We start from the raw sequence: 20,069 nt of genomic DNA on the forward strand, positions 1-20,069 counted from the left end.
GATCAGGTGCGGCTCACGTCAGGGTGAGCGTGAGCACTCCGGCGTACGCGCCCGGAGCGGTGAACGCCGGTACGTCGAGCGTCAGCCCGGCGTCGACGGTGAACTCCCCGCCGGTGAAGGCGCCGTCGGGCGTGGAGGCCAGGGTGGCCCCGGCGCTGCCGACGCTGCCCTCGGATCCGGCCGCGCAGGTGCTCGGGCTGCCGGACCTGGTGGCGCAGGCCGGCTTCCAGCCGAGCGCGGACGCGCCGATCACGGCTCCGCCCGGACCGGTGAAGTCGGTGACCTTGCCGGTCAGGGACCAGCCGGCGGGGCCGCCGCGGAAGTCCTTCACCGTCACCGTGTTCAGGGCGCCGCCGGAGGCGCCGCCCTGTCCGAAGTCGACCGCCGAGAGGGCGACGGCGTCCCCGGCCTGGCTCATGGTGAGGGTGCCCGCGCGCACCGACGAGGTGAGCCGCTGGCTGTTGTCCGGGATCTCCCCGCCCCCGGTGAGGGTGTAGGCCTGCGGGCCCGCCCCCTTGGCCGGGTCCCAGCTCGCGCCCTCGAAGGCGACGATGCCGACGGTGGCCGGATCGCTGATGGCGGGCCGGAAGGTGAAGGTGCCGTCGTCGGCCGCCTCGGCGGTGATCCGGTCCGCGGTCGGGCCGGAGCCGTTCCAGCCGGCCACGGTGACATCGGCGCCCGGGGTGAACTCGGCTCCGGTGACGGTCACCCGGTCACCGGGCTTGCCCGAGGCCGTGCCCAGCGAGATCGTCCGCTTGTTGACCTCCCCGCCGCCGTCCTGGGTGGCGATGATCCGCTGGGAGACCGGAGCGGGCGGATCGGTGACGGTGCAGGGCGTGTCCAGCTCCATGATGTAGCTGGTGTGGATGTTGTAGTCGCCGGGCGAGAGGGTGATCTCCCCGGGCGCGGTGACCGTGAAGGTGCCGGTCATGGAGAACGACGGGAAGGCGCCCTTGGGGGGCACCGGGTCGTTCTTCTTCGGGCCCGCCACCGTGACGGAGCCGCTCTGCGCGCCGCCGAGGGCGACCGTGCCGGTGGGCGTCATGATGTCGGCGGGCAGCGCCAGTTCGACGGGATTGCTCGCCGCCGCCGTGACGACGGTGTAGGTCACCGTGACGGTCTCGCCGACCTTCGGGGCGGCGTTGTCGACGGTGATCTCGGCGGAGGTCGTCCCGTCGATCGGCGGGATGCCCGCGATGGCGGGCGGGATGCAGTGGGTCGGGAAGTCCACCGCGACCGACGCGGTCGCCGCGGCCTGCGCGGGCCCGGCGAGCAGCCCTCCCCCGGTGACGACGAGTGCGCCGACGCCCAGCGCGGCGGCCCAGCGGCGGCCGCGCCCGGAACGGCGGAAGGATCTTCGGCTCGCTGATCTTCGGATGGCTGGACGCATAAGCCCCCTCCTGCGGAATCCGGCGCGGCGGCTCTTCCGCGCCGGCAGGGGGCCATTGATGACTCCGGCCGAAAAGAAGTCAATGCAAGCGAAACGCGTCGACTGATGGGCCATCAGACACTGTCAAGATCACCGCGTTCCGCGCCCCGCGCACGACCGCGGGGCCCGGTTCCGCGGGGGTGTCAGCCCGCTTGCACGACGAGTCGCACCGCGCCGTCGGGCCCCGCGAGGAACACCGGTGTGTCCGCCCCGCCCAGGTCCCGCACCGCGGCCCGGTCCTCCTCCGAGGGAGTCTCGGCACCGGAGACGACCGCGGCCGCCTCCAGGGACGTGGCCCCGCTGGCCACGGCCATCGCGACGGCGGTGCGCAGCGCGCTGAGCCTCAGCGACTCCAGTTCCACGGTGCCCGCCACATACGTACGTCCGGTCTCGTCGCGCACGGCCGCGCCCTCGGGCACGCCGTTGCGGGCGCGGGCGCTGCGCGCCAGCGTGACGATCTTGCGGTCCTCGGCGCCGAGGTCGGTGCTCTCAGTCATGTGCCGAGCATACGAAGCGCGGTGCCGGACACGTCACGCGGGCGGCGCGGCGTCATGCGCCGACCCGCCGCATCGAGCCGCGCCGGCCCTCCGCCGAGACCAGCCACCGCAGCTTCTCCTCCGTGCCGGTGTCCGGCCACGGGTGGTGCAGCACGACCACCAGGTCCGGGCGGGCCGGAATGCGCAGCTGGGTGACCTCCATGACCAGCGGTCCCGCCACCGGATGCGCCAGCTCCTTGCGCAGCTGCCCGCCGGGCGCGATGTCGCGCCGCTCCCACAGCGCGGCGAATTCGGGGCTGCGCTCCTTCGCCTCGTCCACGACGGCCCGGAAGCCCTCGTCGTCGGGGCGGTCCGAGCACGCCGCCCGGAACTGGGCGACGACCCGGGCGGCGATCTCCTCCCAGCCCTTGTACCGGGCCCGGTGGACCGGATCGGTGAAGAAGGAGATGACGCAGTTCTGCTGACGGTCGGGGTCCAGGCCCATGACGACCGAGGCCGCTTCGTTGCAGAGGACGACGTTCCAGTACGCGTCCATGATGTGTGCCGGGTACGGCATCCAGCCGTCGAGCAGCCGCCGCAGTCCGTCGCACATGTCCGCGTGGGCCGGATCGACCTCCGGGGCGGGCGGGTTGAGCCCCGCCAGGACGTAGAGGTGGCGCCGTTCGGCGCTGCTGAGGCGCAGCACCCGGGCCACGGAGTCCAGCACCTGGGGCGAGACGGTGATGTCCCTGCCCTGCTCCAGCCACTGGTACCAGGAGACGCCGACGCCCGCGAGGACGGCGACCTCCTCGCGGCGCAGTCCCGGGGTGCGGCGGCGGGCCCCGCCGTCGGGAAGACCGGCCTCGGCCGGGCTGACCCTGGCCCGTCTGCTCATCAGGAACGCGCGCAGCTCCGCCAGCCGATGCGCCTTTCCGGTGTCCTCCGCGACCCCGGCCGGTGTGCCCACGTCACTCCCCCTGGTGTCCGTGTCCGGCCGTGCCTGGTGGTGCGGCCAACAGGATAAGTTCCCGCTCCCCACGGATATTCCGTGCGCCGCAGGCTCGTCGCCATGGCAATCGACTCCCCCGTCCCGGCCCCCTCCACGGCCCCCGTCCCCCCGCCGCCCGCCCCGGCACGGCTCTCCGGCCGGGCCCGGCTGGTCCTGCTCGTCCTGTGCGCCGCCCAATTCATGGTGTCGCTCGACTTCTCCGTCCTGAACGTGGCGCTGCCCGTGCTCGGTGATGACCTCGGTCTGAGCCGGTCGGGACTCCAGTGGGCGATCACCGCCTTCGCGCTGCCGTCCGGCGGCTTCCTGCTCCTGTTCGGCCGGATCGCCGACCTCTACGGCCGCCGCCGGCTGTTCCTCACCGGGCTCGCCGTCTTCGGCGCGGCCTCGCTGCTGGCCACGCTCGCCTGGAGTCCGGGCGCCTTCCTGGCCGGGCGGGCCTTCCAGGGCCTCGGTGCCGCGGCCATCGTGCCGACCGGCATGTCCCTGCTGACCACCACCTTCCCGGAGGGTCCGCTGCGCGACCGGGCCCTCGGCATCAGCGGCACCCTGCTCTCCCTCGGCTTCACCGTCGGCATGGTCGCCGGAGGCACGCTGACGGACACCCTCGGCTGGCGCTCCACGATGGGGCTGCTGACCGTGGCCGCCGTGGCCGTCCTCGCGGCGGCGCCGGGGCTGCTGCCGGAGTCCCGTACGCCCGACCGGCCGCGGCTGGACGTCCCGGGTGCCGTGACCGTCACCGGGGGCCTCCTGGCCGTGATCTACGCCCTGTCCACGGCGGCCGAGCACGGCTTCGGGCGGACGGACGTGGGGGCCGCCCTGGCCGCGGGGGTGGTACTGCTCGTCGCGTTCGCCGTCGTCGAGTCGCGGGCCGCCGCCCCGCTGGTCTCGCTGCCGATGCTCCGCCGGCGCACGGTGGCGTTCGGCAATCTGGGCGGGCTGCTCACCTTCGCGACGATGAGCACGATCGTCTTCGTGCTGACCCTGTACCTCCAGGAGGTCCTGGACCTGTCGGCCTTCGGGACCGGGCTGGTCTTCGGGGTGCAGGGGCTCGCCTCGGTGGTGGCCGGGGTGTACGCCCCGAAGGTCATCGGCCGCGTCGGGGCCCGGCGCACGCTGGCCCTCTCCCTGCTCGGCCAGGGCCTGTTCCTCGCGGCCCTGCTGAGCATCGGCGCGGACTCCGGCGTCTGGCAGGCCACCGTCGCGGTCTCGCTCGCCAGCATGTTCCATCTGGGGGCGATCATCGCGTACGGGCTGACCGTCACCTCGGGCGTGCCCGACACGGAGCAGGGTCTGGCGACGGGCCTGGTCACGACGACGCAGCAGGTGGGGCTCACGGTGGGCATCCCGCTGCTCGGCGCGGTGGCGACGGCTCAGGACTCCCTGCTGGACGGCGTGCGGACCGTGATCGTGGTGGCCGCCGCGCTGCTGGTCCTCGGCGCGGGGGTGGTCGCGGCGGGGCTGCGCCGGGCCTGAGCGGCCGCCGTGCGGGGCCGCGCCGGGCGGGTCAGCCGGCCGCCGCGTCCTCCCGCTGCCGCTCTTCGGCGAGCACGCGCTGGTAGGCGGCGGTCAGTTCGGCCAGGACGCCGTCCTCGGGGGCCGGGGCCCCGGACAGATGGGTGGCGCGCAGTTCGTCCATGAAGCGGTCCCACATCGGGGGCCCGCCGGCGGCCAGCAGTTCGGCCCGCACCGTCAGTTCGGCGCTCGTGTCCAGCCAGCGGGCACCCCAGGCACCCAGCTGGGCGAGGACCGGGACGAGCTGTACGGCCGCCTCGGTGAGGCGGTAGGCGACCTTCTGGCGGTGGCTCGGGTCGTCGTGGCGGGTGAGCAGCCCCGCCTCGACGAGTTTCGCCAGCCGGCCGGCCAGGATGTTGGAGGCGATGCCCTCCACGGAGGCGTTGAGCAGCTCCCGGAAGTGGGTGAGGCCGCCGAACATGATGTCGCGCAGCACGATCAGGCTCCAGCGGTCCCCGAGGAGCTCGACCGTCATGTTGATCGGGCAGCCGGACCGGCCCCGCGACACGGGCAGCTTCTCGGCGGGAACTGGTTGCACCATGGGATCAGTCTAGATAGTTTGACAACCGGTTGCAGATCGCAACCGGAAGGGGATCCGATGAAACAGCTGGTCCGCGTCCAGAACTTCGCCCTCTCCCAGGACGGCTTCGGCGCCGGCGAGGGGCAGACACTCGACCGCCCGTTCGGCAGCGCCGACCCCAGCACACTCATGTCCTGGGCCGGGGCCACCGCCCACTGGCCCAACCGGACCGACCCCGGCGGCAGCCTCGGCCTGGACGACTACTTCACCCGCGACTTCACCAACAACATCGGCGCCGAGATCATGGGGCGCAACAAGTTCGGCCCGGAGCGCGGACCGTGGAAGAACTACGACTGGGAGGGCTGGTGGGGCGAGGAACCGCCCTTCCACACCCCGGTGTTCGTCCTCACCCACCACGAGCGGCCCACCCTCGTCAAGGGCGAGACCACGTTCCACTTCCTCGACGCCTCCCCCGGGGAAGCGCTCGACCGCGCCTTCGAGGCCGCGGAGGGCAAGGACGTCCGCATCGGCGGCGGGGTCGCCACCGTCCGGGAGTTCCTGGAGGCCGATCTCGTCGACACGCTCCACATCGCCGTCGCCCCGGTCGAGATCAAGGCCGGCGAACGGTTCTGGGAGAGCCCCGACGAGCTGACCGACCGCTTCCACCTGGAGCGGGTGCCCAGTCCGAACAGCGGCATCGTGCACCACCTGTTCTGGCGGAAGTGAGCCGGGCGGGCGCGCCCTACGCCCGGTCGAGCCGCAGCCGCTCCGCCCGGGGCAGCCCGGCCACCACCAGGTCGTAGCTGTCCTCGATCAGCTCGCGCAGCTTCGCCTCCGGCAGACCGGACACCGTGACGGTGTTCCAGTGCCGCTTGTTCATGTGCCACCCCGGCGCCACGGCCTCGTACTCCTCCCGGAGCCGCACCGCCTCGTCGGGGTCGCACTTGAGGTTCACCGTCAGCGGGGTGGCGTCCAGCGCGCTCAGCGCGAACATCTTGCCGAGCACCTTGAAGACCGACGTCTCGGGCCCGAACGGGAACTCCTCGACAGCGGCGTTGAACTCCAGGCAGAACGCCCGCAACTGCTGCGGAGTCATGGGGCCGTCTCCTCCTCGTCCGGAGCCAGCGGCTCCACCAGCACCGTGACGATCTTGTTCCGCCGGCCGGCCGGGGACTCCGCCGTCAGCCGCAGCCGGCGCCCGTCCGGCAGCTCCACCTCGGCGCTCGCCCCGGCGATCGGCACCCGGCCCAGCGCCTTGGCGAGCAGTCCGCCGACGGTCTCCACGTCCTCGTCGTCGTACTCGTCGAGCCCGAACAGCTCGCCCAGATCACCGATGTCCAGCCGCGCGGTCACCCGGAAGCAGCCGTCGGCCAGCTCCTGGACCGGCGGCAGCTCGCGGTCGTACTCGTCGGTGATCTCCCCGACGATCTCCTCCAGGATGTCCTCGATGGTGACGATGCCGGCCGTGCCGCCGTACTCGTCGATCACGACGGCCACATGGCTGCGCTCCTGCTGCATCTCGCGCAGCAGATCGCCCGCGTTCTTCGTGTCGGGCACGAACGCGGCCGGGCGCATCGCCGTGGAGACCAGATCGGCCTCGGACTCCCGGTTGATGTGCGTCTTGCGGACCAGGTCCTTCAGATAGACGATCCCGACGATGTCGTCCTCGTTCTCGCCCGTGACCGGGATCCGCGAGAACCCGGAGCGCAGCGCCAGGGTCAGCGCCTGCCGGATCGTCTTGTAGCGCTCGATGCAGACGAGGTCGGTGCGCGGCACCATCACCTCGCGCACGAGGGTGTCGCCCAGCTCGAAGACCGAGTGCACCATGCGGCGCTCCTCGTCCTCGATCAGCGACTCCTGCTCGGCCAGGTCCACCATCGCACGCAGCTCCGCCTCGCTGGCGAACGGGCCCTTGCGGAACCCCTTGCCGGGCGTCAGCGCGTTGCCGATGAGGATCAGCAGCTGCGGCACCGGCCCCATGACCCTGGCCAGCGGCAGCAGCACGTACGCCGCCGCCGTGGCCGTGTTCAGCGGGTGCTGACGGCCGATGGTGCGCGGCGAGACCCCGATCGCGACGTACGAGACGAGGACCATCACCCCGATGGCGACGGCCAGTGCCTCCCAGGTCTCCGGGAACTCCTTCAGACAGGCGTAGGTGACCAGCACCCCGGCCGCCATCTCGCAGGCCACCCGCACCAGCAGCGCGACGTTCAGATAGCGCGTCGGATCGGCCGCGACCTGTTCCAGCTTGTCGCTGCCGCGCCGTCCCGAACGGACCGCCTCGGCGGCCCGGAAGCTGGACGTACGGGCGATGCCCGCCTCGGCGCAGGCCGCGAGCCAGCCGACGACGAGCAGCAGGACAACCCCGGAGACGAGTGCCAGGCTCACGAGACGGTGGGGGCCGGGGACGGACCGGTCAGTCCGCGCTCACCGCGCCAGCCGTCCACGATGGCCGCCTGGAGACCGAACATCTCGGCCTTCTCGTCCGGCTCCTCGTGGTCGTAACCGAGCAGGTGCAGCACCCCGTGGACCGTGAGGAGCTGGAGCTCCTCGTCCATGGAGTGCCGCGTCTCGGCGTCCTCGCCCTGCTTCCTGGCCACCTCGGGGCAGAGCACGATGTCACCGAGGAGCCCCTGCGGGGGCTCCTCGTCGTCCTTGGCCGGCGGACGCAGCTCGTCCATCGGGAAGGACATGACATCCGTCGGGCCCGGCAGGTCCATCCACTGGATGTGGAGCTGCTCCATCGCCTCGCCGTCCACCACGATCACCGAGAGCTCGGAGAGCGGGTGGATCCGCATCCTGGCGAGCGCGTAGCGGGCGATGTCGAGGATCGCCTGCTCGTCGACCTCGGTTCCGGACTCGTTGTTGACGTCGATCGACATGGTGCGCTGCTACTGCTTCCCGTTGTGGCGGCCACGGCCCTTGCCGGCCCTGCCGTCCTGCTCGCCCTGGCTGTCGTACTTCTCGTACGCGTCGACGATACGGCCGACGAGCTTGTGCCGGACGACATCCTGGGACGTGAGCCGGGAGAAGTGCACGTCGTCGATCCCCTCCAGGATCGCCTGCACCTCCCGCAGACCGCTCTTCGTGCCGCCCGGCAGGTCGACCTGGGTGATGTCGCCCGTGACGACGATCTTCGAGTCGAAGCCGAGCCGGGTCAGGAACATCTTCATCTGCTCGGCGCTGGTGTTCTGCGCCTCGTCGAGAATGATGAAGGCGTCGTTGAGCGTCCGGCCCCTCATGTACGCCAGCGGCGCCACCTCGATCGTGCCCGCGGCCATCAGGCGCGGGATCGAGTCGGGGTCCAGCATGTCGTGCAGGGCGTCGTAGAGCGGGCGCAGATAGGGGTCGATCTTGTCGAAGAGGGTGCCGGGGAGGAAGCCCAGGCGCTCGCCGGCCTCGACGGCCGGGCGGGTCAGGATGATGCGGCTGACCTGCTTGGACTGGAGGGCCTGGACGGCCTTGGCCATGGCCAGGTAGGTCTTGCCGGTGCCGGCGGGGCCGATGCCGAAGACGATCGTGTGCTTGTCGATCGCGTCGACGTACCGCTTCTGGTTCAGGGTCTTGGGCCTGATGGTGCGGCCGCGGCTGGAGAGGATGTTCTGCGTCAGCACCTCGGCCGGGGTCTCGGTGCCGTCGGCCTGGCCGCTGTCCGAGGCCCTGAGCATCGCGATCGAACGTTCCACGGCGTCCTCCGTCATCGGCTGACCGGTGCGGAGCACCAGCACCATCTCGTCGAACAGGCGCTGGATCAGGGCGATGTCCGCCGGGTCGCCCGTCGCGCTTATCTCATTGCCCCGGACATGGATGTCGGCCGCCGGGAACGCCGCTTCGATCACGCGCAGCAGCGAGTCGCCCGATCCCAGGAGCATCACCATCGGGTGTGCGGCCGGGACGCTGATGTGGGCACGCGCCTGTGGCTGTGTGGGTGTCTGAGTCATGGGCCGGCCCTCGGGCCTGCGCATACCTCCCGTTCAGGGCTCTCGCTGCTCGAAAACCTCCGGAGTACCAAGCCTACGACTCCCCACCGACAACGCCGAGAGGTTTTCACCGGCGGAAATCCCGCGGAAGACCCCGTCCGGTCAGGGACGGAAGCCGATGGTGGGCACGGCCCGGCGCAGCGGCCAGGGGCGGGCGGCGGCGGGCAGCAGGTCCTGGAGGAAGGCGTAGCGGTGGAGGGCGGCGGGGTCCTGGCCGCTGAGGGTGCGGATGCGTTCCCACCAGGCGGCGACCTCCTGCCAGCCGGGGGCGGAGAGCGAGCCGCCGAACTCCTGGACGGAGAGCGCGGCGGTGAGCCCGGCGAAGGCGAGGCGGTCGGCGAGGGGCCAGTTGGCGAGGGTGCCGGTGACGAAGCCGGCGACGAAGACGTCCCCGGCGCCGGTCGGGTCGAGGGCTTCCACGGCGATGGCGGGGACCTCGGCGCTGGTGCCGGTGGAGGCGTCGACGGCGTAGGCCCCCTCGGCACCGAGGGTGACGACGGCGAGGGGGACGCGTTCGGCCAGGGCGTGGGCGGCGGCGCGGGGGCAGGCGGTACGGGTGTAGCGCATGGCCTCCTCGGCGTTGGGGAGGAAGGCCTGGCAGTGCTCCAGGTCGGGCAGCGCGTCCAGGTCCCAGCGGCCGGTGTCGTCCCAGCCGACGTCGGCGAAGACGGCGGCGCCCCGGCGGGCCGCGGCGGCGACCCAGGGTTCGGAGCGGCCGGGGGCGAGCGAGGCGATGGCGGCGCGGGCGCGGGGCGGGCACTGCGGGAAGGGGGCGGGGGCGGTGCCGGGCTCGGCGGCCCCGGGTGAGGGCGGCGGTGCCTCGTGGCCGTGGGAGACCATGGTGCGTTCGCCCTCGTAGGCCATGGAGACGGTGACCGGGGAGTGCCAGCCGCGGACGGTGCGGGACATGGACAGGTCGATGCCCTCGCCCTGTTCGAGGGCGTCCCAGCAGTACTCGCCGTAGTGGTCGTCGCCGAAGGCGGCGGCGAGCGAGGTGCGCAGGCCGAGGCGGGCGAGCGCGGTGGCCATGTTGGCGACGCCGCCGGGGCTGGAGCCCATGCCGCGCGCCCAGGACTCGGTGCCGCGGACCGGAGCGCTGTCCAGGCCGGTGAAGATGATGTCGAGGAAGACCGTGCCGGTCAGGAAGACGTCGCACTGCGGGTCCTGCGGTGCGCGCAGGCCGTCCAGCGGGTCGATCCCCGGATTCTCTGCGCTCACCCTGCACTCCCCGGTCGTGGCGGTTCCGGCCAGTGTGCCCGATTCCCGTCCGTGGGTGCGGGGTCCGCGCCGTGCCCGGCGGCGGCTCCGTACAACCAGACCCTGACCTGCATAAACATGCGCCACTACCCAGGCCGGACCATGCCAAACGCATATGTGACCCAGATCACGGCATGTCGCCTTTCGGGGAACCGGGGGCGCTTGATACAAATTGGCCCGCGACCACCGTCGGGGATCTCCCGACATGTGTGGCCGAATCCCGCATGACCCAGCATCACGCCGCTCTGCTTCGCATCGCCCCGTTGTGCCTGGTTTTCCCGCATCACCCCTCCCGCTCCGCCTTTCCGCCTCCTCTGGCATGTCTTCAGGAACGCCCATGTCCTCGCGCCCTCGCGCCGCGTGGCCCCTGGTCGCCGTGTTCACCGCCGGTTACCTCGCCGCCTACCTCCTCCCCACCATCGTGGGACGGCTCTCCGTCCATCTGGGCCTCAGCACCGCGCAGGCCGGTCTGGTCGGCAGCGCGCTGCTGCTGAGTTCGGCCACGGCGGGCTTCTGTCTGGCCGGGCGCGTGGAGACCCTCGGCCCGCGCCGGCCGGCCCGGCTCGGACTGGTGCTGGCCGCCGTCGGCTACGGCTGCGCGGCGCTCGCGCACTCGGTGCCGCTGGTCGTCCTGGGCGTGGTGATCGGCGGCCTCGGCTCCGGTACGGCGACCGCGGTGGCCGCCTCGGGCATCGCCGCGCAGAGCGACCCGCACCGCGCCTCCTCGCTGGGGCTGCTCAGCGTCTCGGCGACCGCGGGCGCCCTCTACCTGACCGTCCCCCACCTCGGCGGCGGCCACCGGCTGCCGTTCGCCTCGATCGCCCTGGTGGCGCTCCTGGTGTGGCCGGCCACCTCACGGCTCGGCGACTTCGCCCCGGCCGGACCGGCCGTCCCCGCCTCGGGGCGGCTGCCGCACCGCCGCTCCGGTCTGGTGCTGGCGGGCGGCATGCTCGTCTGGTCGATGGCGCAGAACGCGCTGTGGGGCGTCAGCAGCCGCATCGGCGTGGACCAGGTCGGCCTCTCCGAGGTCACCATCGGCGCGGTGTTCGCCGCCGCGCTCGGCGCCGGTCTGCTCGGTGTGATGGGGGCCGGGGTGCTCGGGGCCCGGCTCGGCCGGGCCGTCCCGATCGGCCTGGGCACCGTCGTCATCGCGGCGAGCATCGTGCTCAGCTCCTCGGCGGGCAGCCTCGGCTCGTTCGCGACCGGCGAGATCCTCTGGAACACCGTCTACCCGGTGGTCCTCTCGTACCTGATCGGTCTGGCCGCCTCGCTGGACGTGCGCGGCCGCTGGGCGGTGCTCGCGGGCTCCGCCTCCTCGGTCGGCGTGGCCTGCGGCCCGGTGCTCGGCAGCGTGCTGTCCGAGGAGGCCGGGTTCCCCGTGATGGGGCTGATCCTGGGCACGGTGACCCTGCTGGTCGCGGTGCCGGTGACGGCGGTGGCGCTGCACACCGGCGGGCGTCCGCTGGTGCCGGGTTCGGTGCGCCGCAGGGGCGGTGCCCCGGCGGCCCTGCTGGCGGTCACCACCGGCGCGGTGCCGGGCGCGGTCCCGAAGCTGGGCGCGCCGGAGCAGCCCGTCGCGGAGATCAGCCTGCCGGTACGCCGCAGGCGCCCGGTCCGCAGCGCCTTCCGGGCGGCCGGGCCGGCCGGGAGCGGTCAGTCGAACGCGTACGCCTCGACCTCCGACAGATAGCGCGCCCTGCGCTCCTCGTCGTGGTCGAGGAAGGCCGCCTCGAAGGAGTTGCGCGCCAGGGTGCGCAACTGCTCGTGGTCCAGGCCGAGCGCCTCGTGGACGGCCCGGAAGTTGTCCCCGGCGTAGCCCCCGAAGTAGGCGGGGTCGTCGGAGTTGACCGTGCAGAGCAGCCCGGCGTCCAGCATGGCCGGCAGCGGGTGGTCCTCCAGGGTGTCGACCGCCCGCAGCCGGACGTTGGAGAGCGGGCAGAGGGTGAGCGGCACCCGCTCGGCGACCAGCCGCTCCACCAGCTCCGGGTCCTCCATGCAGCGCAGCCCGTGGTCGATGCGCTCCACGCCGAGGACGTCGAGCGCCTCGCGGATGTAGGCGGGCGGCCCCTCCTCGCCGGCGTGGGCGACCTTGCGCAGCCCGAGCGCGCCGGCGGCCTCGTACACCTTCCGGAACTTCGCGGGCGGGTGGCCGACCTCGGCGGAGTCCAGGCCGACGCCGCTGATCCGGTGCAGATGCGGCCGGGCGGCCTCCAGGGTCTCCAGGGCGGAGTCGGCGGACTGGTCGCGCAGGAAGCACATGATCAGCTGGGTGGAGATGCCGTGCTTCTCCTCGCTGCGCTCCAGGGCCCGGCCGAGTCCCTCGACGACGGTGGAGACCGGGACGCCCCGGGCGGTGTGCGCCTGCGGGTCGAAGAAGATCTCCGCGTGGCGCACGCCCTGCGCGGCGGCGCGGGCGAGATAGGCGTCGGCGAGTTCGGTGAAGTCGTCCTCGGTCCGCAGGACGGCCATCAGCGCGTAGTACAGGTTGAGGAAGCTCTGGAGGTCCTCGAAGAGGTAGGCGGTGCGCAGTTCCCCCGTGTCGGCGTAGGGCAGGGTGACGCCGTTGCGGGCGGCGAGCGCGAAGGCCAGTTCGGGTTCGAGGGTTCCCTCGATGTGGAGGTGGAGTTCTGCCTTGGGGAGGTGCACGGGGTTTCTCGCTTACGCAGGTGGTGCGGGTCTGTCAGGGGTGCCGGGAGGGTACGGGGACGCGGATCAGGTCCTCGGCGACGGTCAGCGCGCCCTCGAAGCCGGCGGCGCGGGCCTGGGTCTCGAAGGCCTCCGGGTCCGGGTAGCGCTGCGAGAAGTGGGTGAGCACGAGATGCCGTACGCCCGCCTCCTTCGCGACCCGGGCGGCCTGCCCGGCGGTCAGATGGCCGTGGTCGGTGGCCAGCCGCTCGTCCTCGTCGAGGAAGGTCGATTCGATGGCCAGCAGGTCGCAGCCCTCGGCGAGGGCGTGGACGCCGTCGCAGAGCCTGGTGTCCATGATGAACGCGAACCGCTGTCCGCGCCTGGGCTCGGAGACGTCGTCGAGACCGACCGCGCCGAGCGAGCCCTCGCGCTGGATCCGTCCGACGTCGGGTCCGGTGATGCCGTGCTCGGCGAGTTTCGCGGGCAGCATGCGCCGTCCGTCGGGCTCGACGACCCGGTAGCCGTAGGACTCGACGGGGTGGGAGAGCCGGTGGGTCTCCAGGGTGTACGCGGCGGTGGTGGCCAGCGGTCCGTCGGTGTCCACCGGGGCCTCGGTCAGCTCGACGGACTCGCGGTAGGCGGTGGCGTACCGCAGCCGGTCGAAGAAGTGCTGTCCGCTCGCCGGGTAGTGGGCGGTGACGGGGTGCGGGACCTGGTCGAGGTTGATCCGCTGGATCACCCCGGCCAGGCCCAGCGCGTGGTCGCCGTGGAAGTGCGTGACGCAGATCCGGTCGATGTCGTGCGCGGCGACGCCCGCCCGCAGCATCTGGCGCTGGGTGCCCTCGCCGGGGTCGAAGAGGATGCCCTCGCCGTCCCAGCGCAGCAGATAGCCGTTGTGGTTGCGGTGCCGGGTCGGGACCTGGCTGGCGGTGCCGAGGACGACGAGCTCACGGGCGGACACGGGCGGTCGCCGTTCCTCTCTAACCGGGGGGCCACTGGAGGCCGCGGCCTCCCAGGACGTGGGCGTGGGCGTGGAAGACGGTCTGTCCGGCGCCGGCGCCGGTGTTGAACACGACCCGGTAGCCGGTCCCGTCGATCTTCTCGTCGGCGGCCACGTTCCCCGCCTCGCGCAGGATGTCGGCGAGGACCTGGGGCTCGGCGGCGGCGAGGGAGGCGGCGTCGGGGTGGTGCAGACGCGGGATGACGAGGACGTGGGTGGGGGCCTGGGGGTTGATGTCGCGGAAGGCGACCGTGGTGTCGGTCTCCCGGACGATGGTGGCCGGGATCTCCCCCGAGACGATCTTGCAGAACAGGCAGTCGGGCTGCGGCTCTCCCGCCATGGGGACGCTCCTTGGGGTCGCGGTGATCCGTTACGGGGCAGCCTATCGGGCGGGTGCGGGCCGCCGGTGCGGGGCGCCGACGGCCGCGTAACCGCTCCGCCCGCGCACCCGCACCGGCCCGCCCGGCTCACTCCGGCAGGGCGGGCGCCGTCTTCGCCGGGGTGTGCGCCAGCGACTCCAGGGCGATCCGGATCGCCTCCTCCAGCTGCGGATCGCGGCCGGCCGCGTGGTCCTGCGGCGTCATGACGACCTCGACGTCGGGATCGACGCCGTGGTTCTCCACGCCCCAGCCGTATCCGTCCAGCCAGAAGGCGTACTTGGGCTGGGTGACCAGCGTGCCGTCGACGAGCCGGTAGCGACTGTCGATGCCCACCACACCGCCCCAGGTGCGCACCCCGACGACGGGGCCGATGCCCAGCGCCTTGATCGCCGCGTTCACGATGTCGCCGTCCGAGCCGGAGAACTCGTTGGCCACGGCCACCACCGGGCCGCGCGGGGCGTCGCCCGGGTAGCTGGTGGCGCGCATGCCGCGGGGCAGGTCCCAGCCGACGATGCGGCGGGCCAGCTTCTCGACGACCAGTTGCGAGGTGTGGCCGCCGCGGTTCTCCCGCACGTCCACGACCAGGCCCTCGCGGGCCACCTCGGTGCGCAGGTCGCGGTGGATCTGGGCCCAGCCGGAGCCGACCATGTCGGGGACGTGGAGGTAGCCGAGGCGTCCGCCGGACCGCTCGTGGACGTGGCGGCGGCGGTCGGCGACCCAGGCGTGGTAGCGCAGGGCCTCCTCGTCGGCGACCGGGACGACGACGACGTGGCGGGGGTCCCCGCCGTCGACCGGGGAGACGGTCAGCTCGACGGGCTTGCCCGCCGAGCCGGCGAGCAGCGGGGCGGGGCCGGTCAGCGGGTCGACGGCCTGGCCGTCGACGGCCGTGATCGCGTCGCCGGGCCGCACCGCGACGCCGGGCGCGGCCAGCGGGGAGCGGGCCTCCGGGTCGGAGGTCTCGGAGGGCAGGATGCGGTCGATCCGCCAGCTCCCGTCGTCCGCGCGGGAGAGGTCGGCGCCGAGCAGCCCCTGACGGGCGGCGTCGTCGCGCCAGCCGCCGGACGGGTTGACGTAGGCGTGCGAGGTGCCGAGTTCGCCCTGGACCTCCCAGAGCAGGTCGACCAGGTCGTCGTGGGTGGCGACCCGGTCCAGGACGGGGCGGTAGCGGTCCAGGACGCCGTCCCAGTCGACGCCGCCCATGTCGGGCCGCCAGTAGTTGTCCCGCATCACGCGGCCGGTCTCGTCGTACATCTGGCGCCATTCGGCGGCCGGGTCGAGCATCCGGCGGATCCGGGAGAGGTCGACGACGACGTTGCCGTCGCTGTCGTGGTCGTCGTCGCCGGAGACCCGGCTGTCGGACGGCACGACGCGGAGCCGGCCCCGGCTGTGCAGCACCAGCCGCTTGCCGTCGCCGCTGACCGCGAACCGGCGGATGTCGGAGGCCAGTTCCTCGCAGCGCAGCTTCTCCAGGTCGTAGCGCTCCAGGACGGTCTCGGGCTGGTGGGCGTCGGGGCCGGCGGCGCTGGTGCCGAGGACGCCGACGACGGGGTGGCGCAGCCACAGCAGTCCGTCCCTGGCCGCCTTCAGCGAGGAGTAGCTGGCGGCCTCGACGGGCAGCGGGACGATCCGGTCGGCCAGTCCGTCGAGGTCGATGCGGGTGACGGGGAGCGCGGTGGGGTTGTCCTCGCCGTCGCCGCTCTTCTCCTTCTCGGTCGGCCGGCCGTGGAGCTGCGGTCCGAACGGGGAGGGGGTGGTCGCGGCGAGCGTCAGCAGATGCGGCCGGCAGGCGCCGATGAACGCGAGGTCGAAGACGTGCGAGTCGTAGATCGGGTCGAAGGCCCGCTCGGAGAGGAACGCCAGGTGCTTGCCGTCGGTGGTGAAGGCGGGGGCGAAGTCCCGGAAGCGCAGCGGGGTGGCCTCGGAGACCGAGAGGTCGGCGAGGTGGGCCAGCTTGATCTGGGCGAGCGGCTCGGGTCCGGGGTGCGACCAGGCGAGCCAGGCGGAGTCGGGCGAGAAAACCAGCCCGGAGGCGTCGCCGTGCTCGCTGCGGTCCACCTCGTGGACCTCGCCGCTCTCCCGTTCGACGATCAGGATCCGGCCGTCGTGGGCGGCGACGGCGAACCGGCTGCCGTCGGGGGCGGGCGCGAGGTCCAGGACCCGGCCGATCCGGCCCGCGGCGAGGCGGCGGGGGACGGCGCCCGGGGCGGTGCCGGTGGCGGGCGCGCACTCCAGCGCGTCGTCGCCCTCGGCGTCGGTGACCCAGACGACGTGCTGGTCGCCGTCGGCCTGGAAGGTGTGCGGCAGCCTGGCCCGTACGCCGGGTTCGGCGGCCAGCGCGCGGGCCGGGCCCTCTCGGTGGGTGACCCAGTGGACGGCGCCCCGGGAGCCGACGGCGCTGCCGCGGCCGGTGCGGTCCGGGGAGGCGGCGCTCAGATGGCTGCCGGCGTGCACGGGGTGCGGCTGGAGGTCGGCGCGCTGGCCTCCGAGCCGGATGTCGGCGCGGCGCGGTTCGGCGCCCTCCAGATCGTCCAGGAGCCACAGTTCGCCGGCGCTCGCGTAGGCGACGCGGGTGCCGTCGGTGGTGGCGTGCCGGGCGTAGAAGCCGTCGGTGCCGGTGTGGCGGCGCAGGTCGGTGCCGTCGGGGAGGGAGGAGTAGAGGGCGCCGACGCCCTCGTGGTCGGAGAGGAACGCGAGGCGTCCGCCGACCCACATCGGGCATTCGATGTTGCCGTCGAGTCCGGCGTGGACCCGGGCGAACTCCGCCGGGTCCTCCTCCGTCGCGAGCCACAGCTTGCCGGCCGTGCCGCCCCGGTAGCGCTTCCAGGTGGCGGCCTCGCGCCCCATGGTGGCCGAGAGCAGCAGGACGCGTCCGCCGGGCCCGTACGCCAGGGAGCCGACCGGTCCATACGGCAGGGTGCGGGCGGGTCCGCCGTCGACCGGGACGGCCCGCGCCCAGGTGCGGCGCAGCGACATCTGGCCCTGGGTGCTGGTGACCAGCACCTCGCCGTCGGGCGTCCAGCCGCGGACGGTGGTCCGGGCGTCGCCCCAGTGGGTCAGCCGCCGCGCGGGCCCGCCGTCGACGGGGGCGAGGTGCACCTCGGGCGCCCCGTCCCGGGTGGACGTCCAGGCGACCAGGGTGCCGTCGGGCGATATGCGCGGCTGGGTGACGGGGCGGTTGTCGGCGCTGACCCGCCAGGCGCGACCGCCCTCCAGCGGCGCGAGCCAGACATCGTCCTCGGCGGTGAAGGCGATCAGTTCGCCCTGGACATGGGGATACCGGAGGTAGGAAGGCTGTGTCACGACGATCAGCCTAGGTCTCCGGTCCGGCGGGCGGAACGGGGTTGGCCGGAGTCCGCCCTCCGTGCGGGGGACGGCCCGGTCATTTGCCCTGGGGATGTTCGGTGACCGTGACGGTCACGGTGACCGTCGGCCGGGCTCCGCCGCCCCCGCCGTCACCGCTCCCGCCCCCGATGAGGCCCACCGGTGCGCGGGTGGAGGGCGGGGCGGAGCAGTTGCCGAGGAGGCTGGCCCGGAAGACGGTGCGTCCGGCGGCCTTCGCCGTCATGTCGCCCCGGACGCACCGGCCTTCGACCTCGCGGTCGACCCGGCCGCTGACGCTGATGTCCTTGCCCTCCTTGGTGCGGCCGTTGCAGTCCACGGAGGCGATGCGCTCGGCGGAGGTGCTCGGCGAACCCGCCCCGCCGTCGCCCCCGTCGGTGGAGGCGGTGCAGCTCAGCCACTGCACATGGACGCCCTCGTGCTCCAGGGCGCGCGTGGCGGTGCTGTCGGTGGTCACGGCGATGGACGCGGTGTTCAGCCCGCTCCCCGGTTCGCAGGCGGTCAGGCCCGCGACGGCTGCGGCGGCCAGAGCGAACGCGGCCGGAAAGCGACGGGTCGTTCGGCGACCCCATGCCCTTGATGTCCCCATACGGGCAGCTTCCCACCGCTCCTGACGGAGCGGTAGTCCGCTTGCGGCCACAACACCCCTGAAGTGGACGCCGATTCACCCGTGAGGGGTGCGGGCGCCACCCCTCATGACCAGCGGCCCGTGCGTCCCAGCAGCAACGCGGTGGCCGCGGTGCCCGCCGTGGAGGTGCGCAGCACGCTCCGGCCGAGCCGGCAGATCCGCGCCCCGGCCTCGGCGAAGACGGCCAGTTCCTCCGGCGATACGCCGCCCTCCGGGCCCACGACCAGCACGATCTCGCCCTCGGCGGGGAGCGGGACGGTGGCCAGCGGTTCGCTGGGGTGGTCGCGGTCCTCGTGCAGGACGGCGGCGAAGTCGGCCGTGGCCAGAAGTGCGGCAACCTGGCGGGTGGTCGCCGCGTCCGCGACGTCCGGGAAGCGGACCCGGCGGGACTGCTTGCCGGCCTCGCGGGCCGTACCGCGCCATTTCGCAAGCGACTTCAGGCCCCGTTCGCCCTTCCACTGGGTGATGCAGCGGGCGGCCTGCCAGGGCACGATCGCGTCGACACCGGTCTCGGTCATCGTCTCGACGGCCAGTTCGCCCCGGTCGCCCTTGGGCAGGGCCTGGACGACGGTGATGCGGGCGGCGGCCGGCGGCTCCTCGTGGACGGTCTCCAGGCCGCCGACGGTCAGCCGGTCCTTGCCCTCGGCCGCGGTGACGACGCCCTCGGCCCAGCGGCCCCGGCCGTCGGTGAGGACGACGCCCTCCCCCGCGCGCAGGCGCTTCACCGACACGGCGTGCCGGCCCTCGGGGCCGTCCAGGACGAATCCGGGGCCCTGCGGCAGCTGGTCGACGACGAAGACGGGTGCCGTCACGGTGTGCTCCTCGTGCTCAACGCCGCGCTCGCGGCGTCCAGTTCCTCGGCGAGCAGGCGTACCAGCCGGCCGGCCGCCATCTCGCGGACCATCCGGTGGCCCTGCCCCGCCCACAGTGCCATGCCCTGGGCGTCCCCGGTGCGGGCGGCCGCCTTGCGCAGCGGCGCGGTCAGATGGTGGACCTGCGGATAGGCGGCGGGGGCGTACGGTCCGTGCTCGCGCACGAAGCGGTTGACCAGGCCGCGGGCCGGGCGGCCGGAGAAGGCCCGGGTCAGGGTGGTGCGCGTGAACAGGGGGTTGGTGAGGGCCTGTTTGTGCAGCACATGGGCCCCGGACTCGGGGCAGGGCAGGAAGGCGGTGCCGAGCTGTGCGGCGTCGGCCCCCGCGGCGAGCACGGCGGCGATCTGCGCGCCGCGCATCAGCCCGCCGGCGGCGACGACCGGTATCTGCACGGTCTCGCGGACCTGGGTGACCAGGCTGAGCAGCCCGGTCCCGGCGCCGCCCGTCTGCGGGTCGTCGTGGAACGTGGACTGGTGGCCGCCCGCCTCGACGCCCTGGGCGCAGACGGCGTCGGCCCCGGCCCACTGGGCGGCCTGGGCCTCCTCGGGCGTGGTGACCGTGACGACGGTGTACGTACCGGCCGCGGCGAAGGCGTCCAGTGTGTCGCGGGAGGGGCAGCCGAAGGTGAAGGAGACGACCGGGACCGGGTCCTCCAGCAGGATGGCGAGCTTGGCGTCGAAGCCGTCGTCGCCGCAGGAGTCGGTGTCGCCGAGCGGGGTCTCGTACCAGGTGGACTCGCCCGCGAGCTGCTGCCGGTAGACCTCGACGGCGGCCGGGTCGGTGACCACGGGCTGCGGCATGAAGAGGTTGACGCCGAAGGGCCGGCCGGTGAGTCCGCGCGTCTGGGTGATCTCGTGGTACATGCCGTCCGCCGTCTTGTACCCGGCGGCCAGGAAGCCGAGCCCGCCGGCCTCGCAGACGGCGGCGGCCAGTTCCGGACAGGCGGCACCGCCCGCCATCGGGGCCTGCACGATCGGATACCGGCAGAGATCGGTCAGTGCGGATGACATGACCGAATCGTGTCATGTCCTTCCCGTCC

19 protein-coding genes are annotated in these 20,069 nt (G+C 73.2%); 3 read left to right on the forward strand and 16 right to left on the reverse strand.

The annotated features are described in order from the left end of the window. Positions 1–13: 13 nt before the first annotated feature. The 3 genes from ACZ4FH_RS21065 to ACZ4FH_RS21075 all read right to left on the reverse strand — a co-directional run bounded on the left by ACZ4FH_RS21065 (position 14) and on the right by ACZ4FH_RS21075 (position 2,872). Positions 14–1,390, reverse strand: a complete 1,377-nt coding sequence (locus ACZ4FH_RS21065) for a WxL domain-containing protein (protein ID WP_467306503.1) — start codon at positions 1,388–1,390, stop codon at positions 14–16. 182 nt (positions 1,391–1,572) lie between these two features. Further along, positions 1,573–1,926: a cytidine deaminase gene (locus ACZ4FH_RS21070; RefSeq protein ID WP_467306504.1), complete on the reverse strand. Its 354-nt coding sequence runs from the start codon at positions 1,924–1,926 to the stop codon at positions 1,573–1,575. A 52-nt stretch (positions 1,927–1,978) separates the two neighbouring features. After that, positions 1,979–2,872: a helix-turn-helix transcriptional regulator gene (locus ACZ4FH_RS21075; protein ID WP_467306506.1), complete on the reverse strand. Its 894-nt coding sequence runs from the start codon at positions 2,870–2,872 to the stop codon at positions 1,979–1,981. A 102-nt stretch (positions 2,873–2,974) separates the two neighbouring features. On the opposite strand from ACZ4FH_RS21075, the gene ACZ4FH_RS21080 reads away from it, so the two are divergent. Further along, positions 2,975–4,387 carry an MFS transporter gene (locus ACZ4FH_RS21080; protein ID WP_467306507.1) on the forward strand — a complete coding sequence of 471 codons (1,413 nt, stop codon included), beginning with the start codon at positions 2,975–2,977 and terminating at the stop codon, positions 4,385–4,387. A gap of 31 nt (positions 4,388–4,418) precedes the next feature. On the opposite strand, the gene ACZ4FH_RS21085 is transcribed toward ACZ4FH_RS21080, so the two are convergent. Continuing rightward, entirely contained in the window at positions 4,419–4,967 is a 549-nt protein-coding gene (locus ACZ4FH_RS21085; protein WP_467306508.1) for a winged helix-turn-helix transcriptional regulator, read from the reverse strand. Between the two features lie 57 nt (positions 4,968–5,024). Here ACZ4FH_RS21085 and ACZ4FH_RS21090 point away from each other — a divergent pair, with 57 nt between their 5' ends. Further along, positions 5,025–5,672 carry a dihydrofolate reductase family protein gene (locus ACZ4FH_RS21090; protein ID WP_467306510.1) on the forward strand — a complete coding sequence of 216 codons (648 nt, stop codon included), beginning with the start codon at positions 5,025–5,027 and terminating at the stop codon, positions 5,670–5,672. 16 nt (positions 5,673–5,688) lie between these two features. Here the strand turns inward: ACZ4FH_RS21090 and ACZ4FH_RS21095 are convergent, their stop codons facing one another. From ACZ4FH_RS21095 to ACZ4FH_RS21115, 5 genes are all read right to left on the reverse strand, one after another. Then, positions 5,689–6,042, reverse strand: a complete 354-nt coding sequence (locus tag ACZ4FH_RS21095; protein ID WP_467306512.1) for an MmcQ/YjbR family DNA-binding protein — start codon at positions 6,040–6,042, stop codon at positions 5,689–5,691. Then, the gene (locus ACZ4FH_RS21100; RefSeq protein WP_467306513.1) at positions 6,039–7,334 is read right to left on the reverse strand and encodes a hemolysin family protein; all 1,296 of its coding nucleotides are present in this window, start codon (positions 7,332–7,334) and stop codon (positions 6,039–6,041) included. Before ACZ4FH_RS21100 ends, ACZ4FH_RS21095 begins: the two co-directional genes overlap by 4 nt. Next, positions 7,331–7,828 (reverse strand): rRNA maturation RNase YbeY, encoded by a 498-nt coding sequence (gene ybeY / locus ACZ4FH_RS21105; protein WP_383633177.1) that lies wholly within the window; start codon positions 7,826–7,828, stop codon positions 7,331–7,333. The genes ACZ4FH_RS21100 and ybeY overlap by 4 nt, the downstream gene beginning before the upstream one ends. Before the next feature lie 9 nt (positions 7,829–7,837). Further along, a complete protein-coding gene (locus ACZ4FH_RS21110) occupies positions 7,838–8,887 on the reverse strand; it encodes a PhoH family protein (protein WP_467306514.1) in 1,050 nt (349 codons plus the stop codon). Positions 8,888–9,028: 141 nt separating this feature from the next. Then, positions 9,029–10,144 (reverse strand): PfkB family carbohydrate kinase, encoded by a 1,116-nt coding sequence (locus tag ACZ4FH_RS21115; RefSeq protein ID WP_467306516.1) that lies wholly within the window; start codon positions 10,142–10,144, stop codon positions 9,029–9,031. 376 nt (positions 10,145–10,520) lie between these two features. On the opposite strand from ACZ4FH_RS21115, the gene ACZ4FH_RS21120 reads away from it, so the two are divergent. Then, entirely contained in the window at positions 10,521–11,873 is a 1,353-nt protein-coding gene (locus tag ACZ4FH_RS21120) for an MFS transporter (RefSeq protein ID WP_467306517.1), read from the forward strand. Here ACZ4FH_RS21120 and ACZ4FH_RS21125 read toward each other — a convergent pair. The 7 genes from ACZ4FH_RS21125 to ACZ4FH_RS21155 form a co-directional block, all read right to left on the reverse strand. Continuing rightward, positions 11,837–12,829 carry an adenosine deaminase gene (locus tag ACZ4FH_RS21125; protein WP_467306519.1) on the reverse strand — a complete coding sequence of 331 codons (993 nt, stop codon included), beginning with the start codon at positions 12,827–12,829 and terminating at the stop codon, positions 11,837–11,839. The genes ACZ4FH_RS21120 and ACZ4FH_RS21125 overlap by 37 nt on opposite strands. A 34-nt stretch (positions 12,830–12,863) precedes the next feature. Beyond that, positions 12,864–13,772, reverse strand: coding sequence for a ribonuclease Z (locus ACZ4FH_RS21130; RefSeq protein ID WP_467306521.1), 909 nt, complete (start codon positions 13,770–13,772; stop codon positions 12,864–12,866). A 19-nt stretch (positions 13,773–13,791) separates the two neighbouring features. Further along, positions 13,792–14,151, reverse strand: a complete 360-nt coding sequence (locus ACZ4FH_RS21135) for a histidine triad nucleotide-binding protein (RefSeq protein WP_467306523.1) — start codon at positions 14,149–14,151, stop codon at positions 13,792–13,794. 127 nt (positions 14,152–14,278) lie between these two features. Continuing rightward, positions 14,279–17,491, reverse strand: a complete 3,213-nt coding sequence (locus tag ACZ4FH_RS21140) for a S41 family peptidase (protein WP_467306524.1) — start codon at positions 17,489–17,491, stop codon at positions 14,279–14,281. A 79-nt stretch (positions 17,492–17,570) separates the two neighbouring features. Further along, entirely contained in the window at positions 17,571–18,119 is a 549-nt protein-coding gene (locus ACZ4FH_RS21145; RefSeq protein WP_467306526.1) for a hypothetical protein, read from the reverse strand. 104 nt (positions 18,120–18,223) lie between these two features. Continuing rightward, entirely contained in the window at positions 18,224–18,970 is a 747-nt protein-coding gene (locus ACZ4FH_RS21150) for a 16S rRNA (uracil(1498)-N(3))-methyltransferase (RefSeq protein WP_467306528.1), read from the reverse strand. Continuing rightward, positions 18,967–20,040, reverse strand: coding sequence for a nitronate monooxygenase (locus tag ACZ4FH_RS21155; protein WP_467306530.1), 1,074 nt, complete (start codon positions 20,038–20,040; stop codon positions 18,967–18,969). The genes ACZ4FH_RS21150 and ACZ4FH_RS21155 overlap by 4 nt, the downstream gene beginning before the upstream one ends. Positions 20,041–20,069: the final 29 nt, after the last annotated feature.

It is taken from the genome of Streptomyces sp. NPDC024555 (genome assembly GCF_055559335.1).